This window comes from Streptomyces sp. MS06 (assembly GCF_047200655.1).
GTDB lineage: Bacteria > Actinomycetota > Actinomycetes > Streptomycetales > Streptomycetaceae > Streptomyces.
In genome coordinates this window covers 39,806-48,070 of the sequence record NZ_JBJZOJ010000060.1, presented here as the reverse complement: position 1 = coordinate 48,070, position 8,265 = coordinate 39,806, and the positions used below count along the sequence as shown (strand labels likewise).

The following is an 8,265-nucleotide window of genomic DNA, read 5'->3' as shown; positions in this document are numbered from 1 at the left end:
CTCGCCGGGGGCGCCCGGGTGCGGCGCAGGGAGTGCCGGGAGAGGTGTCACAGCGCTGGTGGGACAGCGATACTGCTGTGCATGACGACCGAGACCGAGCAGCCGACGGCGCCGACCCTCACCATCGACGAGCTGGCGGCGCGGGCGGGCGTCACGGTGCGCACCGTCCGCTTCTACGGCACCAGGGGGCTGCTGCCGCCGCCGGTGCTCGGTCCGCGCCGGGTCGGCCACTACGGCCCGGAGCACCTGGGGCGGCTGGAGCTGATCGAGGAGTTGCAGCACCAGGGCATGACGCTGGCCGCGATCGAGCGTCACCTGCGGCAGCTGCCGCCGGACCTGAGCGCCCGGGACCTCGCGCTGCACCGCGCGGTGGTGGCGTCCGGGGCTCCCGAGGCGGTGGAGACGGTGGACCGGGAGGACCTCGACCGCCGGGCCGGGCGGACGCTGAGCGAGGAGGACGTGGCCCGGCTGGCGGCGATGGACGTGGTCGCGCCGGACGGCGACGGTTTCCGCGTGGACGCCGGCCTGCTGCGGCTCGGGGCCGAACTGCTGGACGTGCCGCTGTCGCAGGAGACGGTCCTCGCGGCCCGCGCGGCGCTGGTCGAGCACGGCCGGGCGGCCGCGCAGGAGATGTCGCGGCTGCTGCGCGAAGCGGTGGCCGACCGCGGCACGCAGGACGTGAAGTCCCTCTCCGCCCACATGCATCCGCTGGTGGTGCAGGCACTGCTGACGAGTTTCCAGCGCTCTCTGCGCCAGGAGCTGCGCGGCTGGCTGGACGAGGGCCGCTCCCCGGGGGCGGGGCCTGCGGGGAGCGGCCGCTGAGGTGGTGCGGGTCAGCGCGCGTCGGTGAAGGTCTCGCCCTGTTCGGCCTTGCGGACGAGCAGCGCGGGCGGGGCGAAGCGGTCGCCGTAGCGGGCGGCGAGTTCCCGTGCGCGGGCCACGAAGCCGGGCAGGCCCCCGTCGTAGCCGTTGACGTACTGCAGGACGCCGCCGGTCCAGCCGGGGAAGCCGATGCCCAGGATCGAGCCGATGTTGGCGTCGGCCACCGAGGTCAGCACGCCTTCCTCCATGAGCCGGACGGTGTCCAGCGCCTCGGCGAAGAGCATGCGCTCCTGCATGTCCCGGAAGGGGATCTCGGTGCCCGGCCGGGTGAAGTGCTCGCGGAGGCCCGGCCACAGGCGCAGCCGCTTGCCGTCCTCGCCGTACTCGTAGAAGCCGGCGCCGCCGCTGCGGCCGGTACGGCCGAACTCGTCGACCATGCGGTCGACGACGGCGTCGGCGGGGTGCGGGGTCCAGGTGCCGCCGGACTCCTCCACGGCCTGCCTGGTCTCCTTGCGGATCCTGCGGGGCAGGGTGAGGGTGAGGTCGTCCATCAGCGACAGCACCTTGGCCGGGTAGCCGGCCTGCGCGGCGGCCTGCTCCACGGAGGCGGGTTCGACGCCCTCGCCGACCATGGCGACGCCCTCGTTGATGAAGTGGCCGATGACGCGGGAGGTGAAGAAGCCGCGGGAGTCGTTGACCACGATGGGGGTCTTGTTGATCTGCCGGACCAGGTCGAAGGCGCGGGCGAGGGCCTCGTCGCCGGTTCGCTCGCCCTTGATGATCTCCACCAGGGGCATTCTGTCGACCGGGGAGAAGAAGTGCAGGCCGATGAAGTCGGCCTGCCGCTCCACTCCCTCGGCGAGCCCGGTGATGGGCAGGGTGGAGGTGTTGGAGCAGAGCAGCGCGTCCGGCGCGACGACCTGCTGCACCTCCTGGAAGACCTTGTGCTTGAGCGCGGTGTCCTCGAACACGGCCTCGATGACGGCGTCGCAGCCGGCCAGGTCGGCGACCTCGGCGGTGGGGGTGATGCGGGCGAGGAGCGCGTCGGCCTTCTCCTGGCTGGTGCGGCCCTTGGCGACGGCCTTGGCGCACAGCTTCTCGGAGTAGCCCTTGCCCTTGGCGGCGGATTCGGGGGTGACGTCCTTGAGTACGACGTCTATGCCGGCGCGGGCGCAGGCGTAGGCGATGCCGGCTCCCATCATCCCGGCGCCGAGCACGGCGACCCTGCGGACCCTGCGGGGTTCGACGCCCCGGGGCCGGTTGGCTCCGGCGTTGACGGCCTGGAGGTCGAAGAAGAACGCCTGGATCATGTTCTTCGAGGTCTGTCCGGCGGCCAGTTCCACGAAGTAGCGGGCCTCGATGACCTGGGCGGTCTCGAAGTCGACCTGGGCGCCCTCGACCGCGGCGGCGAGGATGTTGCGGGGCGCGGGGTAGGGGGCGCCGCCGGTCTGCTTGCGCAGGTTGGCCGGGAAGGCGGGGAGGTTCGCGGCGAACTTCGGGTTGGCCGGGGTGCCGCCGGGGATCCGGTAGCCGGGCCGGTCCCAGGGCTGCTGTGCCTCGGGGTGGGCGTCGACGAAGGCGCGGGCGCGGGCGAGCAGGTCCTCGGGGGTGTCGGCGACCTCGTCGACCAGTCCGTTGTCGAGGGCGCGGCGGGGGCTGTACTGGGTGCCCTGGAGGAGCACCTTCAGCAGCGCGTCGGTGATGCCGAGCAGGCGCACGGTGCGGACGACGCCGCCTCCGCCGGGCAGCAGGCCGAGGGTGACCTCGGGGCAGCCGATCTTGGAGCCGGGGGCGTCGAGGGCGACGCGGTGGTGGCAGGCGAGGGCGATCTCGTAGCCGCCGCCGAGGGCCGCGCCGTTGAGCGCGGCGACCACCGGCTTGCCGAGGGTCTCCAGGCGGCGCAGGTTGCGCTTGATCGCCAGTCCGCCGTCGAGGAGGTCCTGGGCGGTCTCCGGGGTGGCCCGGATCAGGTCGCGCAGGTCGCCTCCGGCGAAGAAGGTCTTCTTGGCGGAGGTGACGATGACGCCGCGGACGGTGTCCCGCTCGGCCTCCAGCCGGTCGACGACCGCGGCGAGGGAGTCGCGGAACGCCTGGTTCATGGTGTTGGCGGACTGGTCGGGGTCGTCCAGGACGAGGGTGACGACGCCGGTGTCGTCCTGCTCCCAGCGGATGGCGGTGGGCTCAGTGCTCATGGGGAGATGCTCCGTGTGATCCGGGGGGAGGGGGTCAGATGCGCTCGACGACGGTGGCGACGCCCATGCCGCCGCCCACGCACAGCGTGGCGAGGCCGTAGCGCTTGTCCTGGCGTTCCAGTTCGTCGACGAGGGTGCCGAGGATCATCGCGCCGGTGGCACCGAGCGGGTGGCCGAGGGCGATGGCGCCGCCGTTGACGTTGACCTTGTCCAGGGGCAGGCCCATGTCCTTGGCGAAGCGGAGCACGACCGCGGCGAACGCCTCGTTGATCTCCACGAGGTCGATGTCCTCGATGGTCAGACCGGCCTTGGCGAGGGCCTTGCGGGTGGCGGGTGCCGGGCCGGTGAGCATGATGGTCGGCTCGGAGCCGGAGACGGCGGCGGAGACGATCCGCGCGCGCGGGCGCAGGCCGTTGCGCTCGCCGGCCTCCCTGGAGCCGATGGCGACCAGGGCGGCGCCGTCGACGATGCCGGAGGAGTTGCCCGCGTGGTGGACGTGGTCGATGGCCTCCACCCAGTGGTACTTCTGCAGGGCCACGGCGTCGAAGCCGCCGAGTTCGCCGATGTCGGCGAAGGAGGGCTTGAGGCCGGCGAGGGAGTCGGCGGTGGTGCCGGGGCGCGGGTGCTCGTCGTGGTCGAGGACGACCAGTCCGCTGCGGTCCCTCACCGGCACGACGGACCGGTCGAAGCGGCCCTCCTTCCAGGCGGCGGCGGCCCGCTCCTGGGAGAGGGCGGCGTACTCGTCGACGTCGCGGCGGGAGAAGCCCTCGACGGTGGCGATCAGGTCGGCGCCGATGCCCTGCGGCACGAAGTCGACGGCCAGGTTGGTCATCGGGTCGTTGAACCAGGCTCCGCCGTCGGAGGCCATCGGCACCCGGGACATGGATTCGACGCCGCCCGCGAGGACGAGGTCCTCCCAGCCGGAACGGATCTTGGCGGCGGCGAGGTTGACGGCTTCCAGGCCGGAGGCGCAGAAGCGGTTCTCCTGGACGCCCGCCACGGTGTCCGGGAGTCCGGCGGCGATCGCGGCGATGCGCGCGATGTCGGAGCCCTGGTCGCCGACCGGGCCGACGACGCCGAGCACGATGTCGTCCACGGCCGCCGGGTCCAGGTCCGGGAAGCGGTCGCGCAGTTCGTGGATGAGGCCGACGACGAGGTCGATCGGTTTCGTGCCGTGCAGGGCTCCGGTCGCCTTGCCGCGTCCGCGCGGGGTGCGGATCGCGTCGTACACGTACGCTTCGGTGCTCACGGGGAGACCTTTCACTGAGGGTTTTCGGGTGCGGTCGGCAGGCCGGGCACGGCCCAGTCGCGGGCGACTTCCGCGGTGTCGGCGCCGGGCCGTGCGGGTCCGGTGCGGACGGCGGTCGGGGTCGCGGAGAAGCGGGGGGCGGGCGCGGGCTGGGTGAGGCCGCCGTGGTCGGTGAAGGTCCCGCGGGCGGCCAGGTGCGGATGGTGCGGGCCCTCGCCGAGGGACAGCACGGGGGCCACGCAGGCGTCGGAGTCCTCGAAGACGGCCGTCCACTCCGCGCGGGTCCGGGTGCGGAAGCGGCTGGCGATCGCCCGGCGGAGCTCGCCCCAGCGGGCCGGGTCGGTGCGTGCCGCGGCCCGGTCGCCGAGTCCGAGCAGCTCGGCGAACTCCTCGTAGAACTGCGGCTCCAGCGCGCCGACCGCCATGTAGCGCCCGTCGGCCGTCTCGTAGGTGCCGTAGAAGGGGCAGCCGCCGTCCAGGAGGTTGGCGCCGCGCCGGTCCTGCCAGGCGCCGGCCGCGAGCATGCCGTGGATCATCGCGGTCAGGTGGGCGGCGCCGTCCACGATGGCGGCGTCGACGACCTGGCCGGTGCCGGTGGCGCGGGCGTGGTGGAGGGCGGCGAGGACGCCGACGACGAGGTAGAGGGAGCCGCCGGCGTAGTCGCCGAGGAGGTTGGCCGGGGGCGGGGGCGGCGCGTCGGCCGGGCCGATCATGCCGAGGGCGCCGGTGGGCGCGAGGTAGGAGATGTCGTGGCCGGCGCGGTGGGCGAGCGGCCCGTCCTGGCCCCAGCCGGTCATCCGGCCGTAGACGAGCCGCGGGTTGCGGGCGTGGCAGTCGGCGGGACCGACGCCGAGGCGTTCGGCGACGCCGGGGCGGTAGCCCTCGACGAGGATGTCGGCGCGCGAGACCAGGTCGAGGACGAGGCCGGGGCCGTCGGCGGACTTCAGGTCGACGACCACCGAGCGCTTGTTGCGGTTGGTGACGTCGCAGGCCGGGTCGACGGCGAGGCCCTGGCCGCCGGGCCGGTCCACGCGGACGACGTCGGCGCCGAGGTCGGCGAGCAGCATGGCGGCGAACGGCCCGGGGCCGATGCCCGCCAGCTCCAGCACGCGCACGCCGGTCAGCGGGCCGTGCCCGGGTGTCGGTGCCGTGCTCAATCCAGCCCCCTTGCTGTGACACAACCGATGTAACACCAGTGATGCTAAGAAGGCCTCGCACAGTGCACAAGACCTGGGCGAGCAAGCGCTTAGCCCATTATGGCCACGCGGGTGCCCGATCCGGCGTGCCGACAGGGCGGGCCCGCGTCCCGGCCGCCCGCCGGTCGCGCTAGCCTCGGCCACCGACAGCGGCCCGGCCGTACGAGCGAGGGGTGTCATGAACAGGCTGAAAAAGACGGATCGTCCGTACGACATCGTGCTCTTCGGGGCCACCGGATTCGTCGGGACCCTGACCGCGGAGTACCTCGCCGCGCACGCGCCCGGGAACCTGCGCTGGGCGATCGCCGGGCGCGACCGGCGCCGGCTGGCCGAGCTGCGCGACCGACTGCCGGGCGGCGACCGGATCGGCGAGTTGCGGGCGGACGTGTCCGACCCCGCCTCGCTGCGCGCGCTCGCCGGGCAGGCACGTGTCGTGGCGACCACGGTGGGCCCGTACGTGCGGTACGGGGAGGAACTCGTCGCCGCCTGCGCCGACGCCGGAACGGACTACGTCGACCTCACCGGCGAGCCGGAGTTCGTGGACCTGATGTACGTGCGCCACGACGCACGCGCCCGGGAGACCGGAGCACGGCTGGTGCACGCCTGCGGCTTCGACTCCGTACCGCACGATCTGGGTGTGCTGTTCACGGTCCGGCAGCTGCCGGAAGCGGTGCCCCTCACCGTGGACGGCTTCGTCACGGCCGACGCGGCGTTCTCCGGCGGCACCCTGGCCTCGGCGCTGAACCAGTTCGCCCGGCTGCGCCCGATGCGGGCCGCCGCACGCGACCGCCGCCGGCACGAGCCGCGGGTGCCGGGCCGCCGCGCGGCGGCACCGACGGGCGCGCCCCGGTTCGCCGGCGAGGTCGGCGCGTGGGCCCTGCCGCTGCCGACCATCGACCCGCAGATCGTGAAGCGCTCGGCGCGCGCGCTCCCCCGCTACGGACCGGACTTCCGCTACCGGCACTACGCGGCCGTGCGGCACCTGCCCGTCGCGGTCGGCGGCATCGCCGCCGCCGGTGCCGTCCTGACGGCCGCCCAGGTGCCGCCCGCACGGCGCTGGCTGTCCGGACGCCTGCGCCCGGGCGACGGACCGAGCGCGCAGAAGCGGGCGCGGAGCTGGTTCTCGGTGCGATTCGTCGGCGAGGGGGGCGGGAGGCGTGTGCGCACCGAGGTCTCGGGCGGCGACCCCGGCTACGACGAGACGGCGAAGATGTTCGCCGAGGCGGCCCTCTGCCTGGCCTTCGACGAGCTGCCGCCGACCTCCGGGCAGGTCACCACGGCGGTGGCGATGGGGGACGCGCTGATCGAACGGCTGAGCGGGGCGGGCATCCGCTTCCGGGTGGTCGCCGGGCGCTGACCTCCCCGCTCGCGGGTGGCCGGGCGGGCACCGGGCGGACGGGCGGGCACCGGGCGGACGGGCGGGCACCGGGCGGACGGGCGGGCACCGGGCGGACGGGCGGGCGCCCGCTCACCCGGCCGCTGCGGCGGGTTGGACTCGTCGCGAGCGGGCGGGCGCCCGGCCCGCGCCCGGGGTCCGCCCGGACCTTCCCCGGACTCCGCTCAGCCGGCTCCCCGCTCCCCGGTGCCCTCGGCCGACGCGCGCCGGCCGATCTCCTCGCGCAGGACGCGCCGGCAGAGGGCGTCCGCCCTGCGGGTGGTCTCCGGCACGCGGTAGCGCGGGGTGAGCGCGAGGACGTGCGCGCAGGCGTTGTCGAGGCCGACCCGGTGGCCCACCGAGACGAACACCGGCTTGACGCCGTCCCTGGTGCGCAGCGCGCGGCCGACCACCTCCCCGCCGTCCGTCAGCGGCGAGGTGCTGCCGCGTACGTGTCCGGGATCGCGGTGGGCGAAGGCGAACGGGGTCTTGGCGACGCCGATGGACGGCAGTCCGGTGAGCACCCCGAGGTGGGAGGCGAGGCCGAAGCGGCGGGGGTGGGCGAGGCCGTAGCCGTCGCAGACGACCAGTCCCGGCGGGCGGCGCAGCGCATCGAGGGCGGCCAGGACCGCGGGGATCTCCCGGAAGGCAAGCAGCCCCGGCACGTAGGGGAAGGAGTTCCGGCCGACCGCCGCGGCCTCCGCGACGACGTCGAGGGTGTCCGCGTCCAGCACGACGGCCGCGGCCGCCACCAGGTCCCGCTCGTCGTCGTAGGCGACGTCGACGCCCGCGACGGTACCGGTGCGGGGCGGCGGACCCGTCTCGTCCAGGACCACCCGGGCCCGCAGGGCGTCCTGGACCTCGCGGGCCTGCTCCTCTGTCGCGGGCCAGTCCGCGAGGGGAGCCGCGGGAACGGGTACGGTCGCCATGTCGGGATCGAGCGTACGGTCCGGGTCGCCCGCGGGACTACACTTCGGATCATGTTCGTCCTGGAACTCACCTACACCGCACCGCTCCATGCCGTCGACGCCCTGCTCGACGCCCACCGCGCATGGCTGGACGAGCAGTACGCCGACGGTGTCTTCCTGGCCTCCGGCCGCAAGAACCCCCGCGACGGCGGGGTGATCCTCGCCGTCGCGGAGAGCAGGGCCCGGATCGAGGAGATCGCCGCGAGCGACCCGTTCCGCAGCGCGGGCGTCTGCGCCTACCGCATCACCGAGTTCGCGGCGACCAAGACCGCCCCCGCGCTGGCGGACCACCGCGAGACGCCTGCCTGAGCCACCCGCCGCGCACGCCGCGGGGCGACCGCCTCCGGCGCGCGCGGCCCGCGGACCGGCCCCGGTGCCCACCGCCCCTCCCCCGCCCCGGTCGCTTCCCCCCCGGCCTCCACCTCCTCCGTGGCCCTGCCCCGGCCCCCCGGACCCTCCCTCT

Annotated in this window: 7 protein-coding genes; 3 read left to right on the top strand and 4 right to left on the bottom strand. The window is 74.7% G+C overall.

Annotation, left to right across the window (positions count from 1 at the left end; all coding sequences use genetic code 11):
• The first annotated feature begins 81 nt into the window (after positions 1-81).
• The gene (locus ACL02U_RS26540; protein ID WP_412793471.1) at positions 82-822 is read left to right on the top strand and encodes a MerR family transcriptional regulator; all 741 of its coding nucleotides are present in this window, start codon (positions 82-84) and stop codon (positions 820-822) included.
• An 11-nt stretch (positions 823-833) separates the two neighbouring features.
• Here the strand turns inward: ACL02U_RS26540 and ACL02U_RS26535 are convergent, their stop codons facing one another.
• Genes ACL02U_RS26535 through ACL02U_RS26525 form a run of 3 tightly spaced genes read right to left on the bottom strand, consistent with a single transcriptional unit; the run spans position 834 to position 5,420 of the window.
• Positions 834-3,014 carry a 3-hydroxyacyl-CoA dehydrogenase NAD-binding domain-containing protein gene (locus tag ACL02U_RS26535; protein WP_412793470.1) on the bottom strand — a complete coding sequence of 727 codons (2,181 nt, stop codon included), beginning with the start codon at positions 3,012-3,014 and terminating at the stop codon, positions 834-836.
• Positions 3,015-3,048: 34 nt separating this feature from the next.
• On the bottom strand, positions 3,049-4,263 hold the full coding sequence (locus ACL02U_RS26530) for an acetyl-CoA C-acetyltransferase (protein ID WP_412793469.1): 1,215 nt from the start codon (positions 4,261-4,263) through the stop codon (positions 3,049-3,051).
• 11 nt (positions 4,264-4,274) lie between these two features.
• Positions 4,275-5,420 carry a CaiB/BaiF CoA transferase family protein gene (locus ACL02U_RS26525; protein WP_412793468.1) on the bottom strand — a complete coding sequence of 382 codons (1,146 nt, stop codon included), beginning with the start codon at positions 5,418-5,420 and terminating at the stop codon, positions 4,275-4,277.
• Positions 5,421-5,637: 217 nt separating this feature from the next.
• Between ACL02U_RS26525 and ACL02U_RS26520 the strand changes: the two genes are divergently transcribed.
• Entirely contained in the window at positions 5,638-6,816 is a 1,179-nt protein-coding gene (locus ACL02U_RS26520; protein WP_412793467.1) for a saccharopine dehydrogenase family protein, read from the top strand.
• A gap of 203 nt (positions 6,817-7,019) precedes the next feature.
• Here ACL02U_RS26520 and ACL02U_RS26515 read toward each other — a convergent pair whose 3' ends face one another.
• A complete protein-coding gene (locus ACL02U_RS26515; protein WP_412793466.1) occupies positions 7,020-7,763 on the bottom strand; it encodes an endonuclease V in 744 nt (247 codons plus the stop codon).
• A gap of 51 nt (positions 7,764-7,814) precedes the next feature.
• Between ACL02U_RS26515 and ACL02U_RS26510 the strand changes: the two genes are divergently transcribed.
• Positions 7,815-8,111 (top strand): YciI family protein, encoded by a 297-nt coding sequence (locus ACL02U_RS26510; protein WP_412793465.1) that lies wholly within the window; start codon positions 7,815-7,817, stop codon positions 8,109-8,111.
• Positions 8,112-8,265: the final 154 nt, after the last annotated feature.